The organism is Mesorhizobium sp. M7A.F.Ca.US.006.04.2.1, from assembly GCF_004022915.1.
Classification (GTDB): domain Bacteria; phylum Pseudomonadota; class Alphaproteobacteria; order Rhizobiales; family Rhizobiaceae; genus Mesorhizobium; species Mesorhizobium ciceri.
The window spans coordinates 1-1,949 of sequence record NZ_RZQA01001031.1 but is presented as its reverse complement, the minus strand read 5'-3'; the positions used below and the strand labels follow the sequence as shown (position 1 = coordinate 1,949).

Below are 1,949 nucleotides of genomic sequence, written 5' to 3'. Positions count from 1 at the left end.
CGGCTTGCTCAGGCTCATGTACCAGGCGGCGCCGAACAGCCACGCCACGATCGCGGCAGCGACCACCGCCAGCCAGTTCACTGCTGAAAAATCCATGAGCTCCCCCCCTCTGATCTGGATGTTATGGAACGCCTGTTCGGCGATCGCGTCAAGCGAACCGCCAGACGGTCGTGCGCTTGACCAGCGCATCCTCCAGCGCCCGCGTGACGGCCACTTCATAGACCGCAAGCGGCTCCAGCCCTGTCTTCGGCAGATACGACCGGCCGGGATCGCCGACAAGGATTTCGGCGCCGCGCGCCTTCAGCGTTGCGAACCATGGCACCAGCCGGTCAGCGAAAGATTTGTCATAGAAAACATCACCGGCCAGGACCACGTCCCAACCTGCATCGGTGCCGATGCAATCCGTGCCGAGGAATTTGGTCCCGATACCGTTGATCTCGCTGTTGAGCCGGATCGCGGTGGCGCAGAACGGATCGATGTCGGAGGCGATCACCTTGGCGGCACCGGCCTTGGCAGCGGCGATGGCGACAAGGCCGGAGCCGGAAGCAAAGTCGAGCACGTGCTTGCCACGCACCGTGCCGGAATTGTCCAGGACATAGCGGGCAAGGCCCTGGCCGCCGGCCCAGGCGAAAGCCCAGAAGGGCGGCGGCAGGCCGATTTCGACCAGCTCTTCCTCGGTCCGCTGCCACAGGTCATGCGCTTCGTCGGCAAGATGAAGCAGGATCTCCGGCACGTGCGGCGGCGCCATCAGCGCCGTGTTGTCGAGAATGAACTGTTTGGCACTGTTGGGCGTGAGCGCCGTCACGGAGCCGGCGTCAAGCCGCCCATGCGGCAGACTTCCTTCCATTCGGCCGGCGTCACCGGCTGCACGGAAAGCCGTCCGAGCCGCACCAGCGCCATGTCGGCAAGCCTGGGATTGGCCTTCACCTGTTCCAGCGTCGGCGGGTTCGGTACGTCCCTTACGGCGCGGATGTCGACGCATTCCCAGCGCGGATCGTCGGACGTGGTGTCGGGATGGGCAAGCGCGCAGACTTCAGCGATGCCGACGATGTTCAGCCCCTCGTTGGAGTGGTAGAAGAAGCCGAGATCGCCGATCTGCATCGCCTTCATGTTGTTGCGCGCCGCGTAGTTGCGCACGCCGTCCCATTGCGTGCCGGCCTTGCCCTTGGCCTTCAGCATCTCGAAGGAGAACTTGAATGGCTCGGATTTGAACAGCCAGTAGTTCATGTCTTTCTCCTCCTTGGAGTCGCGCTGGCGACCGGGATTTAACTAGCCGCCGGCTTGTTGAACGTCCAGTTCCACGGGCGGATTTCGACGCTTTCGAACAGCCCGGCCTTGGCGTAGGGGTCGGCGGCCGACAGAGCCTGGGCGCCAGCCAGGTCGGGCGCTTCGACGACCACGAGGCTGCCATTGGACTTGCCTTCAGTGTCAAGGAACGGACCGGCGAATGCCAGCTTCTTGTCGCCGTTCAACCCCTCGAGAAAGGCAACATGCTCGGGCCGCGTGTCGAGGCGCACCTGCAGGCTTCCGGGCTTGTCCTTGCAAATCACAGCAAACAGCATTTTTTCTCCTGATCGTTCAAAGTCGTGGGGATCAATCGTTGGTTTCGGTCTTCAGCGGCCGGGTCATCAACGCCGTCACGGCCTGCCGGACGGTGATGGTGCCATCCAGTATGGCGGCGACGGCGGCAATGATCGGCGCGTCGATGTTGCGCTCGGTCGCAATGCGGGCTGCGATCGCCGCCGTCGGCACGCCTTCTGCCAGCGGCAATCCGGCAAGTGGCTTGCCTTGCCCGAGCGCCAACCCATAGGCGAAATTGCGCGACTGGGTGGACGAGCAGGTCAGCAGCAGGTCGCCAAGGCCGGAAAGCCCCATCAGCGTTTCGGGCCTGGCGCCGAAGGCAGCGCCGATGCGGCGCAATTCGACAAAGCCGCGCGTCACCATGGCGG

At 63.9% G+C, this 1,949-nt stretch carries 4 protein-coding genes and 1 pseudogene; all 5 read right to left on the bottom strand.

The features are described from left to right. Window positions 1-96 (bottom strand): annotated as a pseudogene (locus EN925_RS41135) (DUF1761 domain-containing protein); the annotation flags it as partial. Between the two features lie 52 nt (window positions 97-148). Beyond that, complete coding sequence (locus EN925_RS33805) at window positions 149-847, bottom strand: methyltransferase (protein WP_206519223.1); 699 nt, start codon at window positions 845-847, stop codon at window positions 149-151. Beyond that, window positions 802-1,227, bottom strand: a complete 426-nt coding sequence (locus EN925_RS33800) for an EVE domain-containing protein (protein WP_063173341.1) — start codon at window positions 1,225-1,227, stop codon at window positions 802-804. Before EN925_RS33800 ends, EN925_RS33805 begins: the two co-directional genes overlap by 46 nt. A gap of 38 nt (window positions 1,228-1,265) precedes the next feature. Next, window positions 1,266-1,562, bottom strand: coding sequence for a YciI-like protein (locus EN925_RS33795; RefSeq protein ID WP_013528905.1), 297 nt, complete (start codon window positions 1,560-1,562; stop codon window positions 1,266-1,268). 31 nt (window positions 1,563-1,593) lie between these two features. Next, the coding region (locus EN925_RS33790) for an NAD(P)H-dependent glycerol-3-phosphate dehydrogenase (RefSeq protein WP_348630383.1) at window positions 1,594-1,949 on the bottom strand (356 nt) is incomplete at its 5' end.